The 16,867-nt window shown below is 65.2% G+C and carries 16 protein-coding genes and 1 riboswitch; of the genes, 8 read left to right on the forward strand and 8 right to left on the reverse strand.

Features of this window, described 5'->3' with window-relative positions:
- Positions 1-81 precede the first annotated feature (81 nt).
- Positions 82-771, reverse strand: coding sequence for a lysoplasmalogenase family protein (locus tag E1B25_RS04165; protein ID WP_132827412.1), 690 nt, complete (start codon positions 769-771; stop codon positions 82-84).
- 132 nt (positions 772-903) lie between these two features.
- Here E1B25_RS04165 and E1B25_RS04170 point away from each other — a divergent pair, with 132 nt between their 5' ends.
- Both E1B25_RS04170 and E1B25_RS04175 read left to right on the forward strand, forming a co-directional pair.
- A complete protein-coding gene (locus E1B25_RS04170) occupies positions 904-1,941 on the forward strand; it encodes an alkane 1-monooxygenase (RefSeq protein ID WP_132827413.1) in 1,038 nt (345 codons plus the stop codon).
- A 43-nt stretch (positions 1,942-1,984) separates the two neighbouring features.
- Positions 1,985-2,401, forward strand: coding sequence for a hypothetical protein (locus E1B25_RS04175; protein WP_165937547.1), 417 nt, complete (start codon positions 1,985-1,987; stop codon positions 2,399-2,401).
- Positions 2,402-2,507: 106 nt separating this feature from the next.
- Here the strand turns inward: E1B25_RS04175 and xseA are convergent, their stop codons facing one another.
- Positions 2,508-4,043 (reverse strand): exodeoxyribonuclease VII large subunit, encoded by a 1,536-nt coding sequence (xseA, locus tag E1B25_RS04180; RefSeq protein ID WP_132827414.1) that lies wholly within the window; start codon positions 4,041-4,043, stop codon positions 2,508-2,510.
- A 105-nt stretch (positions 4,044-4,148) separates the two neighbouring features.
- Here xseA and purD point away from each other — a divergent pair, with 105 nt between their 5' ends.
- Complete coding sequence (gene purD / locus E1B25_RS04185; RefSeq protein ID WP_132827415.1) at positions 4,149-5,420, forward strand: phosphoribosylamine--glycine ligase; 1,272 nt, start codon at positions 4,149-4,151, stop codon at positions 5,418-5,420.
- A gap of 66 nt (positions 5,421-5,486) precedes the next feature.
- Positions 5,487-6,092, forward strand: coding sequence for a LuxR C-terminal-related transcriptional regulator (locus E1B25_RS04190; protein WP_132827416.1), 606 nt, complete (start codon positions 5,487-5,489; stop codon positions 6,090-6,092).
- A 14-nt stretch (positions 6,093-6,106) separates the two neighbouring features.
- Here E1B25_RS04190 and E1B25_RS04195 read toward each other — a convergent pair whose 3' ends face one another.
- Complete coding sequence (locus E1B25_RS04195) at positions 6,107-6,868, reverse strand: FG-GAP repeat domain-containing protein (protein ID WP_132827417.1); 762 nt, start codon at positions 6,866-6,868, stop codon at positions 6,107-6,109.
- Entirely contained in the window at positions 6,868-7,191 is a 324-nt protein-coding gene (locus E1B25_RS04200) for a 2Fe-2S iron-sulfur cluster-binding protein (RefSeq protein WP_132827418.1), read from the reverse strand. The genes E1B25_RS04195 and E1B25_RS04200 overlap by 1 nt, the downstream gene beginning before the upstream one ends.
- A gap of 353 nt (positions 7,192-7,544) precedes the next feature.
- On the opposite strand from E1B25_RS04200, the gene E1B25_RS04205 reads away from it, so the two are divergent.
- The 4 genes from E1B25_RS04205 to E1B25_RS04220 all read left to right on the forward strand — a co-directional run bounded on the left by E1B25_RS04205 (position 7,545) and on the right by E1B25_RS04220 (position 12,464).
- On the forward strand, positions 7,545-8,078 hold the full coding sequence (locus E1B25_RS04205) for a peptidoglycan-binding domain-containing protein (RefSeq protein ID WP_132827419.1): 534 nt from the start codon (positions 7,545-7,547) through the stop codon (positions 8,076-8,078).
- A 190-nt stretch (positions 8,079-8,268) separates the two neighbouring features.
- A riboswitch (SAM riboswitch) is annotated at positions 8,269-8,345 on the forward strand.
- Positions 8,346-8,407: 62 nt separating this feature from the next.
- Positions 8,408-9,592 carry an O-succinylhomoserine sulfhydrylase gene (gene metZ, locus E1B25_RS04210; protein ID WP_132827420.1) on the forward strand — a complete coding sequence of 395 codons (1,185 nt, stop codon included), beginning with the start codon at positions 8,408-8,410 and terminating at the stop codon, positions 9,590-9,592.
- 129 nt (positions 9,593-9,721) lie between these two features.
- Positions 9,722-10,825: a GTP cyclohydrolase FolE2 gene (folE2, locus tag E1B25_RS04215; RefSeq protein ID WP_132827421.1), complete on the forward strand. Its 1,104-nt coding sequence runs from the start codon at positions 9,722-9,724 to the stop codon at positions 10,823-10,825.
- A 190-nt stretch (positions 10,826-11,015) separates the two neighbouring features.
- A complete protein-coding gene (locus tag E1B25_RS04220) occupies positions 11,016-12,464 on the forward strand; it encodes a TrkH family potassium uptake protein (protein WP_132827422.1) in 1,449 nt (482 codons plus the stop codon).
- A gap of 136 nt (positions 12,465-12,600) precedes the next feature.
- Here E1B25_RS04220 and gatB read toward each other — a convergent pair whose 3' ends face one another.
- The 4 genes from gatB to E1B25_RS04240 all read right to left on the reverse strand — a co-directional run bounded on the left by gatB (position 12,601) and on the right by E1B25_RS04240 (position 16,865).
- Positions 12,601-14,112 carry an Asp-tRNA(Asn)/Glu-tRNA(Gln) amidotransferase subunit GatB gene (gene gatB, locus E1B25_RS04225; RefSeq protein WP_132827423.1) on the reverse strand — a complete coding sequence of 504 codons (1,512 nt, stop codon included), beginning with the start codon at positions 14,110-14,112 and terminating at the stop codon, positions 12,601-12,603.
- Between the two features lie 67 nt (positions 14,113-14,179).
- A complete protein-coding gene (locus E1B25_RS04230) occupies positions 14,180-15,487 on the reverse strand; it encodes a hypothetical protein (protein WP_132827424.1) in 1,308 nt (435 codons plus the stop codon).
- A gap of 195 nt (positions 15,488-15,682) precedes the next feature.
- Positions 15,683-16,117 carry a hypothetical protein gene (locus E1B25_RS04235; RefSeq protein ID WP_132827425.1) on the reverse strand — a complete coding sequence of 145 codons (435 nt, stop codon included), beginning with the start codon at positions 16,115-16,117 and terminating at the stop codon, positions 15,683-15,685.
- Between the two features lie 4 nt (positions 16,118-16,121).
- Positions 16,122-16,865 (reverse strand): SDR family oxidoreductase, encoded by a 744-nt coding sequence (locus E1B25_RS04240; RefSeq protein ID WP_132827426.1) that lies wholly within the window; start codon positions 16,863-16,865, stop codon positions 16,122-16,124.
- Positions 16,866-16,867: the final 2 nt, after the last annotated feature.

The raw sequence follows: 16,867 nt of genomic DNA on the forward strand, positions 1-16,867 counted from the left end.
CACCTAATGCGGATCGCGGCCACTTGCAAAGGGCGCGCGCGGGTGCTGCATCGTTTCAGGTACTGTTGTCAGGCGGCGGTATCAGGTGGCGGGCAGGGCAATGGGCAGGGCGAAGGCGGCCAGAAACCCCGCCTGCGCCCCCCAGTACAGCGGCCAGACCGTATAGGGGGCGACCGCCAACAGCGGGTGGTCCTTTGGCAGCAGGAAGATCTGGCTGGCCAGAACCAGATCCGAGGCGATAAAGGCCAGCGCGGCTGGCAGAACCAGCGCCAACGCCCCTGTGGGCGGCAGGGTCAGCGCGCAGGCCCCCATGCCGAGGATGATCGGGATGTAGATCAGCACCGGCAGGCGCAGCGCACCGGCGCGCGGGGCGAGCCGGGCTGCCAATATCGCCCCCAACAGGGCAAGGGTGAGCAGCGCGGCCAGCCGCCACCCGCTCGCCACCTGTCCGGGATCTGCCGCCGCGCGGGTCAGGAACAGCGCGATATAGGCCAGATGCCCGGCGGCAAAGGCCCCGATGCCAGCCCTGAAGGCACGCTCGCCCGGGCGGGACAGGCACCAATCGCCAAGCGCGCAGAGCGCCAGCGCCAAGATCAGAAGCGCCGGGGTTTGCATCAGCGCGGCCGCTGCGGCCAGCAGCACCACGGCGGCGGTCTTGTCCGCGCTGCGCAGCGCGGACGGGGGCTGTACCACCAGCGGCAGATAGACCAGCGCACAAAACAGGGCGGCGAACAGGGTGCAAGCGGTGAGGGCGAAGGCGAAGGCGGTCATGCGACGGGGCTCTGATCCGGTTGGAGTCAGATCAGCATTGCCGATTTGACAGCCGGACGCCAGCGGCGGAAGTTGCGATCACCGCCGTATCGGGCGCAGTCTTAAAAAAAGCAGTCTCAAAAAAGGTGTGCCATGCTCCGCTTTGTCTTCGCCAGCCTGACGCCCGTGGTGCTGATCGTAGCGGCCTGTCTGGTGGGCGGTGTCTGGCCCGCGCTGGCGCTGGCCTATATGACGGTCTTTGTGGCGCTGGCCGACCGGCTGGGGCCAGAGGCGCTGCCCGAGATCGAGGGGGGCGAGCGCGCGGCCAATCGGCTTTCGGTCGCGCTTGGGTTTGCCCATATGCTGCTGCTGCCGCTTGGGGTCCGTGCGATCGCCGCGGGTCCGGTCTTGGGCCCTGCGGGTGCTGTGGCGACCGGGCTGGCGCTAGGGCTGTTTCTGGGGCAGGTGTCGCACCCCAACGCGCATGAGTTGATCCACCGCTCGTCTCGCGGGCTGCGGCGACTGGGGGTCGCGGTCTATGTCACGCTGCTGTTCGGGCATCACGCCTCGGCGCATCCCAAGGTACATCATGTGCATGTGGCGACAGAGCGTGATCCCAATTCGGCGTATCTGGGCGAGGGGATCTATCGGTTCTTCCTGCGCGCCTGGGTCGGGTCTTTCCGCGCCGGGCTTCGGGCCGAGACCGCGGCCCGTGCGCGCCGTGCCGGGGGGGCGAGGGGGCTGCACCCCTATGTGATCTATCTTGGCGGGGCGGCGGTGACGCTGGCACTGGCTGGCGTGCTGGCAGGAGGACCCGGTGTGGCGGTGCTGTTGGCGTTGTGTGCCTATGCGCAGGCACAGCTTTTGCTGGCCGATTACGTGCAGCACTATGGCTTGCGCCGGGGCGTTGGAGCCGACGGTCGGATCGCCCCCGCTGGTGCGCAGCATTCGTGGAACGCGCCGCAGTGGTATTCCTCGGCGCTGATGCTGAACGCGCCACGCCATTCCGATCATCATCAGAATCCCGGTCGCGCCTTTCCGGCGCTGCGGCTTGACCCCGAGCGGATGCCGATCCTCCCCCGTTCGATGCCGGTGATGGCGGTGATCGCGCTGGTTCCGCCGCTTTGGCGTCGGGTTATGGATCGTCGCGCGCGAGGCTGGGCAGATGGCAAAGCGCCGCCGGGGCGATGATGTGTGATTGGCAAGCGGGCCGATGATCTGCCAGACTTGTCGCATGCACCTACGTCCCCTGATTCCCGCCCTGCTGTTGGCCGCGCTTCCGGCGCTGGCCCAGACGCCTGCGCCCGCGCCGCCGTCGATGTCTGCAGAGGCCTTTGATGCCTATACCAAGGGCAAGACCCTGTTTTACGGCTCGGGCGGCACCGCCTATGGGGTCGAACGCTATCTTGATGGGCGGCGGGTGATCTGGTCGTTTCTCGACGGCAATTGCAAAAATGGCATCTGGTACGAAGAGGCGGGCCAGATCTGTTTTCTGTACGAGGATCGGCTTGATCCGCAATGCTGGACCTTTTCCCATGGGGCGAGCGGATTGATTGCCCGGTTCGAGGACGACCCGCAGGCAACCGAATTGTACGAGGCCGAGGACATTGGCGAGCAGATGCTGTGTTACGGCCCAGAGGTCGGGGTCTAGCGGCTGGCGGGAGAGGGGGCGCTGCCCCCGCCGCGGCGGCGCCGCGTCCCCCCGGAGTATTTTCGGCCAGAAAAAGGGCGCGGGTTGCCCGTTTCGGACCTGAGAATCAGAACAGCGAGCCCTGGTCTGGCGGGGTTTCTGGCGGGGTTTGCGGTTTCGCACGTTTGCGCGGCGTGGCGGGCGCGGGCGGGGTTTGCGCGGCGGGCGGTACGTCTGGCGCGTCGGTGGGCACAACATCAAGGCGACCGTCGGCGAATTGAATCGAGAGGGCGGCGACCTGTGCGGCCTCATCGCGACGGGTCACCACGGTGTCCCCGGCCCAGACAACCGCATAGCCCCGATCCAACGTGGCCTGATAGCCAAGCGAGGACAGCAGCCGGGCGCGGGCATCTAGGTGCTGGCGCAGCCGGTCAATCCGTTGCTGGCCTGCCGATTCCAGCCGACGGCTGAGGGTCGTGATGGCGTCGCGCTTTTGTGCGATCTCGCGGGTGACAGGGGCAGGGGTCAGGCGGACGGCGCTCAGCCGGTCGCGGCGTCGCGCCACCAGGGCCCGCAGCGCCGAGGGGCGCAGGCCGCCGGCGACCTCGGACAGGGCCACCCGCCGTCGCTGGACCCCGCTGGTCAGCGCCAGTGGCAACCGGTCCGCGATCCAGTCGAGCCTTTGGCGCGGCCCGTCAAGCAGCGCCTCGCCGCGCGGTAGCGCGCGGGCGAGATCGCCCAGCCGTTGGCGGCGCTGGGCGAGTGCGGCGGTTGTCGCCCGCGTCAGCCGCGCGCCCATCGTGTCGGCCCAGGCCATCAGCTCCAGCCGCACCGGCACCGCCAGTTCTGCCGCCGCCGTAGGGGTAGGCGCGCGCATGTCCGAGACAAAGTCGATCAGCGTGGTGTCGGTTTCGTGCCCCACGGCCGAGATCAGCGGGATGTCACTGGCGGCGGCGGCGCGCGCCACGATCTCTTCGTTGAAGCCCCATAGATCCTCGACCGAGCCGCCCCCGCGCGCCACGATGATCAGGTCAGGGCGTGGCAGCGCGCCGCCGGGTTGGAGCTGGTTGAACCCGGCGATGGCGCGGGCCACCTCTGCGGCGCAGCTTGCGCCTTGCACCGCGACCGGCCAGATCAGCACCTTGCGCGGGAAGCGGTCGTGCAGCCGGTGCAGGATGTCGCGGATCACCGCCCCCGAGGGCGAGGTCACCACACCGATGACCTGTGGCAGATAGGGCAGCGGTTTCTTGCGCTCTGGCGCGAACAGCCCCTCGGCGGCGAGCTGTTTCTTGCGCTTTTCCAGCAGCGCCATCAGTGCACCCTGACCGGCGACAGCCACCTCGTCGACGTTGAGATTGTACTTTGACTGTCCGCCAAAGGCGGTGAGGCGGCCGGTGACGACGACTTCCAGCCCCTCTTCCGGCTCGACGCTGAGGCTGGCGACCTGTCCCTTCCAGGTGGTGCAGGCCAGCACGTTGCGATCATCCTTGACGTCGAAATAGAGATGACCGGAGCGGGCCCGGAACACCCGGCCCACCTCTCCGCGCACGCGCACCCGGCCAAAACCGCCCTCCAATGTGCGCTTGATCTCGCCCGAGATCTCCGAAACGGTGTATTCGGGCATGTTCTGCCCCGGGGTCGGATTGTCGATCAGGTCGGACATCTTGCTTGCCTCGGTCTTTCTTGGGGATCTGTCGGCTTGTTCTGCTGCGCCGCCCAGCTTAGAACGCCGCGCAGGCAAGGCCAAGCAGAACGGAGAATTGAGCCCATGAACATCCTTATCCTCGGCGGTGGCGGGCGGGAACATGCGCTGGCATGGGCCGTGATGCAGAACCCCAAATGCGGCAAGCTGATCGTGGCGCCGGGCAATGCCGGGATCGCCCAGATCGCCCATTGCGCGGCGCTGGACATCGAGAACGGGGCGGCGGTCGTGACCTTTGCCGAAGAGAACACCATCGATTTCGTCATCATCGGCCCCGAGGCGCCGCTGGCGGCGGGCGTGGCCGACCGTCTGCGCGACGCGGGTATCCTCGTGTTCGGGCCAAGCCGGGCGGCTGCACGGCTGGAGGCGTCGAAAAGCTTTACCAAGGAAATCTGCGATGCGGCCGGGGCGCCGACCGCCGCCTATGGGCATTTCACCGATGCCGAGGCCGCGAAAGCCTATGTCACGGCGCAGGGCGCGCCCATTGTGGTCAAGGCCGATGGGCTGGCCGCCGGCAAGGGGGTGATCGTCGCCGAGACCGTGGAGCAGGCGCTTGACGCGATCGACGACATGTTTGGCGGTGAATTTGGCACCGCCGGGGCCGAGGTGGTGATCGAGGAATTCATGGAGGGCGAAGAAGCCTCCTTTTTCGTGCTGTGTGACGGCGAAACCGTGCTGCCGATCGGCACCGCGCAGGATCACAAGCGGGTGGGCGAGGGCGACACCGGCCCCAATACCGGCGGCATGGGCGCCTATTCCCCGGCCCCGGTGATGAGCGACGCGGTGACGCAAAAGGCGCTGGACGAGATCGTCAAGCCGACCATGGCCGAGATGGTCAAGCGCGGCGCGCCCTATCAGGGCGTGCTGTACGTGGGGTTGATGATCAAGGATGGCCAGCCGCGACTGGTGGAGTACAATGTGCGGTTCGGCGACCCGGAATGTCAGGCGCTGATGCTGCGGTTGGGGGCGCAGGCGATGGACCTGATGCATGCCGCCGCCGAGGGTCGGCTGGCCGAGACGCGGGTGAACTGGGCCGACGATCACGCCATGACAGTGGTACTGGCCGCCAAGGGCTATCCCGGTGCCTATGACAAAGGCACCGAGATTCGCGGCCTCGACACGCTGTCCGAGACCAGTTTCGAGATGTGCTTTCACGCCGGGACCATGGCGCGCGACGGCAAGATTCTTGCCAATGGGGGCCGGGTGCTGGACGCCACCGCGCGCGGCGCGACGCTGGCCGAGGCGCGCGCGCGGGCCTATGCCATGGCCGAGGCCATCGACTGGCCCGAGGGGTTTTATCGCCGCGATATCGGCTGGCGCGCACTGGGCGAAAGCTGAGCCGCGATGCGGGGCTTTGCAGGGCCCCGCGTGGCGGTGTAACCTGATATTGATGGAGAAAGATGCATGAGCGCTGTGACCGAAGAGGTGCTGGATCGCCTGTTCGCCAGCCGCGATTTGGTCGAACTGGCCTTTACGCACGCGCCGGTCGGTCTTGTGGTGACCGAGAACCGGGTGATCCGCGACTGCAACATCGCCTTTGCCGCGATGTTTGGCTATCGCCGCGATGACCTGCGCGACAGCAGCTTTGCCATCCTCTACCCCAGTCAGGAGGAATTCGTGAACATCCGCAATCGCGGTGTGCGCGACCTGCAGGAGCGCGGCCAGTACTGGGACGAGCGAGTGATGATGCGCAAGGGCGGCGCGTTGTTCTGGTGCCGGGTGCGGGGCCACACCTTTACCCCCGATTCGCCGCTGGCCCGCGCGGTCTGGAGTATCGCGGATCTGTCCGACACCCGCCCTTATCAGCCGCTGACCCGCCGCGAGCGCGAGGTGTTCTCGCTATTGGGCGAGGGCAAGACCAGCAAGGAAATCGCCCTCACGCTGGAATTGTCCTATCGCACGGTCGAGGTGCACCGGGCGCGGTTGTTGCGGAAATTCGGCGTCAGCAACACCGCCGCGCTGTTCCAGTTGCTTGGCGATATTGGCGGCGATCACGTGGCAAGCAGCTAACGGCGGGCGGGCAGCTAACGGCAGGCAAGGGCGGCGGCGAAACCGGCCGGGCTGGGCCTGTGCCCGAGAGCGCGGCTTTCGATCCGCCCTTTGATCAACCGGCTGGCCATGACGTTGCGCCACTCTGCATCGGCGGTGATGATCTCGGGCCCGGTGCCGCAGTCGCGCAGGCCCCCGGTGATCATGGGGTCGGCGAAGCGGTGATTGCTCAACCCCGGCGCCTCGGCCACGAGGGACAGCGTACCGCCCTCATAGCGCCAGACGCGCAGGATCTTGGCCAGATGCGGGCGGTCGATATAGGCGATTTCCATCCGCCCGTCGCCATCCAGATCGGCGGCGCCGATCTGGGCCAGCCAGCGGTTGGTGCGCCCGATATGCGCGGTGGCGGCGACGCGCCGGATCTGCCCCGCCACATGTTTGTAGATCGCCAGCCTTGCGCCCAGCCTGCGATGGGATTCCACGGTGAGGATTTCGGGTTCGCCATCGCCGTCGAGATCGGCCAGCTTCGGCGCGACATCCTCGAACACCAGATCAACCGGCAGGACCACGCTGGCCCGCACATGACCCGGACCACAGTGCCGCGGGCGGCTGAACGAGACCTCGAGCGAGGCCCATTCCCAAGGATCGCCCAAGGCCCCGTGGCGATAGCGGTCGGTCGGGGTGCCATAGGTGGCCCCGGTCACTTTAGCGGCGCAGTCAGAGTCAGGCTCGGCCACGGCCGGCTCGGCCGCGAGCAGGGCGCAAAGGGCCGCAGCACAAAGCGCGGCCCGGCGCATCAGATCTGTTTTTCGGGCATCTGCACGATCAGCCCGTCCAGATCCTCGGTCACCTTGATCTGGCAGGTCAGACGCGAGCGGGCGGGATCGGGCGCATAGGCGAAATCCAGCATGTCCTCTTCCATGTCTTCCTTGGGCGGCAGTTTTCCAAACCACGCGGGGTCGACATAGACATGACAGGTGGAACAGGCGCAGGCGCCGCCGCAATCGGCCTCGATGCCCGGAATGTTGTTGTCGCGGGCCCCTTCCATCACGGTCAGCCCGGTGGGCACGTCCACCACATGTTCGGTTCCGTTAAACTCGAGATAGGTGATCTTAGGCATCGGCGCAGGGTCCTCTTCGATGGTCCCGGACTCCTTAGACAAGCCGGGGCGGCGATTCCAGTCCGATTTGCCCGATGCCCGCGTGGATCAGCGAAACGTCATCGATGTTTTGCCTTCGTTCGCGGATCTGGCCCTGATCCGGTGCGCGTTTCCAAGGCGTGCCTCTGAAACCGCGTAAAGTGCGGGAACAAGGCGATGGCACCTCTGCGCGATCCGTATGACCCTGACGGCATCGGCCCTGACGCGTCGATAGCGGGTTTCTCCGCTCACTGCGGGTCTGGGAACTTTGCGCGCGGTGCGATCTGGGCTAACATGCCCACAACATGATAAAAACCGCCTGTCGAGGCCCGAGTATGATCATCCTCCGCACCACCCTGAGTGCACTGGCGCTGGCCGGGCTTGTCGCCTGTGCCGGGCCTTCGGTCGATCTGGCCGCGCTGGGCGAGCCCGAGGTCACCCGCCTGATGCAGCCGGCCCCGCCGGGGGCACCGCCGGGAACTTGCTGGGGTAAACATGTGAGCCCGGCGGTGATCGAGACGGTGACCGAACATGTGATGCTGCAACCGGCCGAGGTCCATGTCGATGGAACCGTGACCCGGCCCGCGATCTACAAGACTGAAACCGTGCAGAAAATCGTTCGCGAACGCAACGAGACCTGGTTTGAAACCCCCTGCGAGCGCGCCCTCACGCCGGATTTCCTTGCCAGCCTGCAACGCGCGCTGGCCGTGCGTGGGCTGTATCGGGGGCGGGTGAGCGGACAAATGGATGCCGCGACCCGCGCCGCCGTGCGCCGCTATCAAAAGCCTCAGGGGCTTGATTCCGGGATCCTGTCGCTGGCCGCCGCGCGCAAACTGGGGCTGGTCGCGGTCGACCTCGGGACCGGCTGACGCGGCGCGCCCGGCTTCTTCTTTGCCAAAACACTCCTGCCGGAGGCGCCCGCAGTCAAATCCGGGCGCAGGGGCGCGATGTCTCTGCGACCGCGTCTCTGCCGGCTTCTCTGCCCCCGCATGTTCACAGCTTCGTAACGGCGTGCCTGTTTCCTTGACGGATGCAGGCGCTCGGCGTATTCCGGCCCTACACAAAGACCGTGGCGATTTGTTACCGGATTGCGGGCCACGTTAAACACACCGCTAAAAGGTCAGGATGAAAGACCCCTTTCGCTTGGCCGCGTTCGGGGTTTTTTTGTGCCCTTTTGGAAGGGTGAGAGGATGAGATTATGAGCGAGACCTGGAAACCACGCACCACCGCCGTTCACGCGGGCACCCGCCGCAGCCAATATGGTGAAATGAGCGAGGCGATCTTCCTGACGCAGGGGTTTGTCTATGACAGCGCCGAGGCCGCCGAAGCGCGGTTCGTTTCAGCGGGCGAGGATGAATATATCTATGCCCGCTACGGCAACCCCACCGTGCGCATGTTCGAGGATCGCATCGCCCGGATCGAGGGCGCCGAAGATGCCTTTGCCACCGCCTCGGGCATGGCGGCGGTCTCGGGCGCGCTCAGTTCCATCCTGAAGGCGGGCGATCATGTGGTCGCGGCCCAGGCGCTATTTGGCTCCTGCCTGTATATCCTTGAAGAGGTGCTGGGGCGCTTTGGCGTCGAGGTCAGCTTTGTCGACGGCACCGATCTGGACCAGTGGCGGGCGGCGCTGCGCCCCGACACCCGCGCGGTGTTCTTCGAATCCGTCTCCAACCCGACGCTGGAGGTGATCGACATCACCGAGGTCGCCAAGCTGGCCCATGCGGTCGGGGCGCTGGTGGTGGTCGACAATGTCTTCGCCTCGCCGGTGTTTTCCGATGCGGTGGCGCAGGGGGCCGATCTGGTCGTCTATTCCGCCACCAAGCATATCGACGGGCAGGGGCGCACGCTGGGCGGCGTGATCCTGGGCAGTCGGGATCTGATCCGCAAGTCGGTCGAGCCCTATATGAAACATACCGGCGGCGCGATGAGCCCGTTCACCGCCTGGGTGATGCTCAAAGGGCTGGAAACGCTGGATCTGCGGGTTCGCGCGCAGGCCGGCAATGCGCAGCAGGTGGCCGAAGCGGTGCAGCATCACCCGGCGCTGTCGCGGGTGCTCTATCCCGGCCTTGCCGCGCATCCGCAATATGATCTGGCCCGCGCCCAGATGGGGGCCGGGGGCACCGTGCTGTCGCTGGAGCTCAAGGGTGGGCAGCCGGCCGCGTTCCGCTTCCTCAACGCGTTGAAAATCGCGCAGATCTCCAACAATCTGGGCGATGCCAAGACCATCGTCACCCATCCTGCCACCACGACTCACCAGCGCCTGAGCGAGGAAACCCGCACGCGTCTGGGCATCAGCCCGGGTCTGGTGCGGGTCTCGATGGGGATCGAGAATGTCGAGGATCTGCTGGCCGACATCACCGGCGCGCTTGACGCCGCAGGCTGATCGCAACAGGTCGCGCCGGGTCGCAACAAACATGTGATCCGGCGTTAGATTTGCCGCGTATAGGGTTTAGCAATGGAAATCAGCTCCCCCGAGACCTAGGTTAACAGGGGTAGACGAAAGGGATCGCAGATGAACATACAGCTTCCCGCCTTGGACCGCACACCGGATGAGACCGAGGCCGCAGCCGCGCTTGATGTGCTGCGGGCTTGGGCTGAATCGGTCAGCCCCGATGAGGTGTCACAGCTTGATCCTGCGATCGCGCGCCTGCTTGCCCGGCGTGCGCCCAATGCCTATCCCGATCTGTTGCGCGTCTATCCCGAAGGTTTCGTCGCGGACGAGGGGTATCGCGCGACGCTGCCCGACCTGCAGAACGGCCCGGCCAGCCTGATCCGTGGCGCCAAGCAACAGATTCAACATGTTGGGATCTCGAACTTTCGCCTTCCGATCCGGTTTCACAGCCGCGACAACGGCGATCTGACGCTAGAGACCAGCGTCACCGGTACGGTCAGTCTTGAGGCCGACAAGAAGGGCATCAACATGAGCCGCATCATGCGCTCGTTCTATGCCCATGCCGACCGCACCTTCAGCTTTGAGGTGATCGAGGCGGCGCTGGATGATTACAAGGCCGATCTCGACAGCTTCGACGCCCGCATCCAGATGCGCTTTTCCTTTCCGATCCGGGTGGACAGCCTGCGCTCGGGCCTGTCGGGGTATCAGTATTACGACATCGCGCTGGAACTGGTGGAAACCAATGGCCAGCGTCAGAAGATCCTGCATCTCGACTATGTCTATTCCTCGACCTGCCCCTGTTCTCTGGAACTCAGCGAACATGCGCGGTCCCAGCGCGGGCAGCTTGCCACACCGCATTCACAGCGCTCGGTCGCGCGGATCTCGGTGGTTCTGGACCCGGCAGCGCAATGCCTGTGGTTCGAGGATCTGATCGAGGCCTGCCGTCGCGCCGTGCCGACCGAGACGCAGGTCATGGTCAAGCGCGAGGATGAGCAAGCCTTTGCCGAGTTGAACGCCGCCAATCCGATCTTTGTCGAGGATGCGGTGCGGCTGTTTTGCGCCGAGTTGCAGGCCGATCCGCGGATCGGTGATTTTCGCGTGATCGCCAGCCATCAGGAAAGCCTGCACAGCCATGATGCCGTCAGCCTGCTGGTGGAAGGGGACACCTTTGCCGCCGACAGCCTTGACCCAAAGCTCTTTGCCTCGCTGGTTCACGCCGGCTGAAGCGACCCGAGGCGGGCCCGTCGTCAGCCGGTGCCATCGAAACACCGCTCAAACGTCGCCGGCGCGCCTGTGTTTGAATTGCATCGACGCCGCCCAAAATGCCCGACACGCAGGAGTGAGGCCGCAGGGCCGGGCCGCACCTGCGCGTTGCGCTTGACAGTCGGCGTCCGCCACGCCAACGCTGCCGCTCATGTTTGACCTGCGCCCCGTCGGATACGTCATTGGCCTGCTTGTCGCCATTCTTGGGGCAACCATGTTCCTGCCGCTTGTCGCCGACCTGATCGAGGGGCGGGGCGAATGGCATGTGTTCCTGCAAAGCGGGCTGTTTTCGGTGCTGGCCGGTGGGCTGATCGCGCTGAGCTGCGCCAACGGCGTGCGCGAAGGGCTGACCATCCAGCAGACCTTTCTGTTGACCACGGGCGTCTGGGTGGCGTTGCCGTTGTTCGGCGCGATCCCCTTTGTGCTGGGCGCGACCGAACTGCGCTTTGTCGATGCGTTTTTCGAGGCGATGTCGGGCGTGACCACCACCGGTTCGACCGTCGTGACCGGGCTGGATGATTTGCCGCGCGGTATCCTGTTGTGGCGTGGCATCCTGCAATGGCTGGGCGGCATCGGCATCATTGTCGTGGCGATGGTTTTCCTGCCCGAGCTGCGGGTTGGGGGCATGCAGATCTTTCGCTCTGAAGCGTTTGAAACCATGGGCAAGATCCTGCCGCGCGCCACCGCCATCGCGGGTCAGATCGCGACGATCTATATCGGGCTGACCCTGGCGTGCATGTTCACTTATATGGCGCTGGGCATGTCGTTCTTTGATGCGCTGGTGCATGCGCTGACCACCTGTTCGACCGGAGGATTCTCGAATTACGACGCCTCGTTCGGGACCTTTTCAGGGCCGCCGGAATATGCGGCGTCGGTCTTTATGATCCTCGCGGCGCTACCGTTTGTGCGCTATGTCCAGCTGATCAATGGTCACGCCACACCGTTGTTTCGCGACAGTCAGGTGCGCGTGTTCTTGACTGTCATCGTGGTTCTGGTGGCGGGGACCACGCTGGTTCTGACCTCGATTTTTCCGCATCACTGGGAACAGGCGATGCGCGAGTCGCTGTTCAACATCACCTCGATCATATCCGGAACCGGCTTTGCCAGCGTGGACTATATGCGCTGGGGCAACTTCCTGATCATGATGTTCTTTTTCATCGGGTTGATCGGTGGCTGTGCCGGTTCGACCGCCTGTTCGGTCAAGATTTTCCGCTATCAGTTGCTGTTCTCGTCGATCTCGGTACAGATCCGGCGCATCCGCAATCCGCATGGGGTGTTCACCCCGCGCTTTCAGGGCCGCCCGGTGGGCCCGGATGTGCTGAGTTCGGTGATCTCCTTCTTCATGTTCTTCGTGGTATCCCTCGGCGTTCTGTCTGTGGGGTTGGGCATGACCGGGCTGGACATGATCACCTCGATCTCTGGCGCGGCGACGGCGCTGGCCAATATCGGCCCCGGGCTGGGTGACCAGATCGGGCCGGCGGGGAACTTTGCCGGGTTGAACGACACCGCCAAATGGATGCTCTCGATCGGTATGTTGTGCGGTCGGCTGGAGCTGATGGTGGTCTATGCGATCCTGACCGTGAAGTTCTGGCGGGCGTGACGACCTTTGCCCGGGCGAGGGGGGTAAATCCTCGAAGACGGTCGTTCTCTTGCCTTTGTGGGTCCTCGCACACGCATAGAAAAAGCCCCGGCGCAAAGGCCGGGGCTTGGGGTCGTTTCACTCTCCTTGCGGGAGGTTACAGCGCCAGTTTGGCCTGCACGATCTCGTTGACCGCCTTGGGGTTGGCCTTGCCGCCGGTGAGTTTCATCACCTGACCCACAAACCACCCGGCCAGTTTCGGGTTGGCCTTGGCCTTTTCCACCTGCGCCGGGTTGTCGGCAATCACCTGATCGACCGCGGCCTCGATGGCACCGGTATCGGTGACCTGTTTCATGCCGCGCGCCTCGACGATCTGTGCCGGGTCGCCGCCCTCGGTATAGACGATCTCGAACAGATCCTTGGCGATCTTGCCCGAAATGTCGCCCTTGGAGATCAGGTCGATGATCCCGCCCAGCTGCTCCGGGTTGACCGGGCTGGAGGCGATGTCGTGATCGTCTTTCTTCAACCGGCCGAACAGCTCGTTGATGACCCAGTTGGCGGAGAGCTTGCCGTCACGCCCCTGCGCCACCGCTTCGAAATAAGCGGCGGTTTCGACCTCGGCGGTCAACACGCTGGCGTCATAGTCGGTCATGCCGAAATCGCCGATATAACGCAGCTTGCGGGCATCGGGCAGTTCCGGCAGCGAGGACGCGATCTCGTCCACCCAGGATTGGTCTATTTCCAGCGGCAACAGGTCGGGGTCGGGGAAGTAGCGATAATCATGCGCCTCTTCCTTGGAGCGCATCGAGCGCGTCTCGCCCTTGTCGGGATCATACAGGCGGGTTTCCTGATCGACCGTGCCACCGGCCTCGACGATGGCGATCTGGCGCCGCGCCTCGACATCAATGGCCTGCTGGATGAACCGCATGGAGTTCATGTTCTTGATCTCGCAGCGGGTGCCCAGATGGCTGAAATCCTGCGTTTCCCAGTATTTTTCGTATTGGCCGGGACGGCAGATCGACACGTTCACGTCGGCGCGCATGTTTCCGTTCTGCATGTTGCCGTCGCAGGTGCCCAGATAGCGCAGGATCTGGCGCAGCTTGGCAATATAGGCGGCCGCTTCTTCGGGGCCACGGATGTCGGGGCGGGAGACGATTTCCATCAGCGCCACACCGGTGCGGTTGAGATCGACAAACGACATGTTGGGATCCATGTCATGGATCGACTTGCCGGCGTCCTGCTCCAGATGGATGCGTTCGATTCGCACATTGCGCGCGACGCCTTCGCCCAGTTCGACCAGAACCTCGCCCTCGCCCACGATGGGGTGATAAAGCTGGCTGATCTGATAGCCTTGCGGCAGGTCGGGATAGAAATAGTTCTTGCGGTCAAAGGCGCTGAACAGGTTGATATCCGCCTTCAGCCCCAGACCTGTGCGCACCGCCTGTTCGACGCAGAAGGCGTTGATCACCGGCAACATGCCCGGCATCGCCGCATCAACGAATGAAACGTTGGAATTGGGCTCGGCCCCGAATTTTGTCGACGCGCCCGAGAACAGCTTGGCTTTGGAGCTGACTTGCGCGTGCACCTCCATACCGATCACCAATTCCCAGTCGTGCTTGGCCCCGGCGATCACCTTGGGCTTGGGGGGCTCGAATGTCAGGTCCAGCATGGGGTGCCTCGTCTCCGCGATTGTACGGCCTGCGTTCTAGGCCAGAGCGCGCGGCTGGGCAAGGGCATCAGGCGTTTACGGTAATCGGCCCGTCGGGGGTGAAAATGATGCGCAGTCCGCGATCCAGATCATCGCGGAACTGGTCGGCGATGGCGCGCAGCGCGTCGGCCCGTCCGCGCGCGGCGAACCGCTGCGGTGAGGTGACGCGGGCGTTGTTGTCAAACCCCTGCGCTGCATGGGCCCAGATCAGCGGGTGCAACTCGGTCAGGTGGTCGCGGATCAGCCAGCTGGCACAGGCGGCAATACGTGCGCGCGGGCTGTCAGGTGCGCCCGCGTCCTTGTCGCGGCGCAGGGTGACGGCGCAATAGGCGGCCAACAGGTTGATCATTTCCTGTCCCGGGCGGGCGGCGACGATATCGTGTAGCCCGTCGATGAAAAAACCGACATCTACCTGATTGCAGGCGGCGCTGTCCTGCGCGATGGCATCGAACGATACCCAGGCATAGCCCCCAGCCCCCCAGATCGACTGGGTGCGTGCGGCGGTGCGCCGCGCTTCCAGTTCCAGTGTCCCAAGTGCGCCGCCAGCACGTGGCAGCAGATAGGCCCCCAGGGCGCGCATCGCCCGGTAGTTGGTCGGGTCGAGGTCGATCAGATCGCCATAGCGATCCGCCAGACGCGAAGCGGGCTCGGCCCGGCGCACCAGCAGGGCGCATTGCGCCGCAGCGATGGCGGGGCTGTCGAGCGTGATCGCGTCGAACGGCTCCAACAGATGCGCGGCGCGGTCAAAATGCGCGGCGCAGCGTTGCCGGTGCAACGCGGGCAGCGTCGCCGCCTTGCCGGCACCCTGCCAGGCCCAGCCGATATCGGTATGGGCCTGTGCCACCACCAGATTGACATAGGGGTCATGGCGATGCTCTTGCCGGACGGCCTCCAGCGCCATAACACCCGACAGCAGCGCCGGGTCCTGCGCCTCGGCCCCTTCGGTCAACACATGGTCCACCGCGCTGACCACGTCGCACCGGGCGCCATAGGCCAGCAGTTCAGCCCGCAGTACACCACCGGGTGCGACGGTGCGCGCGCGATCGGCGGCGCGGATGTCACAGGCCAATTCATCCCAGCGGTCCTGCCGGGCCAGAAACTGTCCGCGGTCCTGAATTGCGCGCGCGGCGGTACTGTCGCCGCTCATGTCGCGGACCGGAATGTCGAGGACGGATTCCAGACTGATCTGATCGTGATCGGCCTGCTCTTGGCCCGTCTGATCGGTCTGGTGCGTCGTTGGGTGCGGCGCGCCGGGGCTGCCAAGGCCAAAACGGGTCATGGTGCGGCCAAGCGAAGGCGTCAGGGCGCGCAGCGCGCGGCGGGTGGTCTTGAGCATTGAATATCCAGAATGGCGATGACAGCGAAACTTGCCCCAAATCTGGCCACGCATTGGGGCGCAAACATGGCACCTTGGGGGTGATTGGCGATGCGGAATGGGGAATTTGCGTGGCATTGTCCCCGGATCCGCAGCGGTCCGGGCCTGTGCCCTTATAAGCCGTGGGGATTGTTCACAAATCGGGAACGAACGCGCCTAGAACGGGGTAAAGTGATGCCGCTCTACCCGCAGCCCTCGGGCCAGCATCTCGGATTCCAGCAGCCGGTGCGGGGGCAGGGATTCGGCGGGAAGCCGGAGCTTTTTTCCGTTGCACAGCACCGCCGTGACCCGCACCGAGAAATCCCATCGCGTGTCCAGTCGCATATGCTCGATCTCGTCCAGCGTCACCGCGCCATGGCGCCGCCCGCTGTGCCAGCGCAGGCTAGTGCCATCCAGCCGCAGCCCGGCCTCGGGGTCGGTATACAGATCATACAGCGCGGGCAGGGTGGGCAGCGCCAACAGCGCCATCAGCCACAGGGCGGCGTCATACAGCAGGATCGCGGCCAGCAGCGCCCCGTAGATGCAGATCAGCAGCCCCAGCAGACGCGGCGAGCGCCCGCGCCGGGAAAAGCAATAGGCGCTGGCCTCCATGCGTCTAGCGCCCGCCTGTCACGTCCAGCGTGGTGCCCGTGATGTAAGAAGCGCGATCCGACAACAGGAACAGGATCGCTTCGGCCACTTCCTCGGCGCTGCCGCTGCGGCCCATCGGCACCAGCGGCCCCAACTGCCCGGCCCGGTCAGGCTGGCCCGCCTTGGCGTGGATCTCGGTCTCGATGATGCCGGGGCGCACCGCGTTCACCCGGATGCCGTCGCCCGCGACCTCATCGGACAACCCCTTGGTAAAGGTGTCGATCGCGGATTTGGAGGCGGCGTAATCGACAAACAGATTGGCCGAGCCCAACCGCGCGGCGGCCGAGGACAGGTTGACGATCACGCCGCCGTCGCCCTGTCGCTGCATCCGCAGCACCGCCTGTTTCGCCACCAGAAACGCGCCGATCACGTTGATGTCGAACATCCGGCGCAACCGGGCATGGTCCATCCTGGTTACGGTGCTGGCCACATCCACCACGCCGGCATTGTTGACCAGCGCATCGAGCTGACCGAACCCGGTGTCGATGCGATCGAACATCTCGTCGATCTCGTCGGGGTCGGACACATCGGCGCGCAGCAGCAGCACCCGCGCCCCCTGCGCCCGACAGGCGATGGCCACCGCCTCGGCGCCATCGCGGTCGCTGAGATACCCGAGCGCTAGATCATAGCCGCGCGCGGCGGCAAGGCGCGCGGTGGCCGCGCCGATCCCGGCGCTGGCCCCGGTGATCAGCAGGACCGGGCGGGTCATCA

Source organism: Antarcticimicrobium sediminis (assembly GCF_004348975.1).
GTDB classification, from domain to species: domain Bacteria; phylum Pseudomonadota; class Alphaproteobacteria; order Rhodobacterales; family Rhodobacteraceae; genus Antarcticimicrobium; species Antarcticimicrobium sediminis.